Origin of the sequence: Xenorhabdus littoralis, from assembly GCF_033949345.1 — a bacterium.
In the GTDB taxonomy this organism is placed as follows: Bacteria; Pseudomonadota; Gammaproteobacteria; order Enterobacterales; family Enterobacteriaceae; genus Xenorhabdus; species Xenorhabdus littoralis.
On sequence record NZ_VCDP01000214.1, the window covers coordinates 1 to 273 of the forward strand.

The following is a 273-nucleotide window of genomic DNA, read 5'->3' on the forward strand; positions in this document are numbered from 1 at the left end:
CTCGATAATCAGGCATCGTTCCCTGAAACCCTGCCGGACCATAATCCGGATACACAGGCATTGGGGCTGACATCCCGCCATCTGGCCTATGTGATCTACACCTCCGGTTCTACCGGACAGCCCAAAGGGGTGATGGTCGAGCACCGCAATGTCCTGCGCCTGATTATCAATAATGGCTTTGCCGACATCGGTCCCGATGACTGCATCGCTCATTGTGCCAATATTTCATTCGATGCCGCCACGTGGGAAGTCTGGTCAGGTTTAGTTCATGGT

At 53.8% G+C, this 273-nt stretch carries 1 protein-coding gene; it reads left to right on the forward strand.

Features of this window, described 5'->3' with window-relative positions:
* A partial coding sequence (locus FE394_RS19330; RefSeq protein ID WP_319927938.1) for an AMP-binding protein occupies positions 1-273 on the forward strand: 273 nt, incomplete at both ends.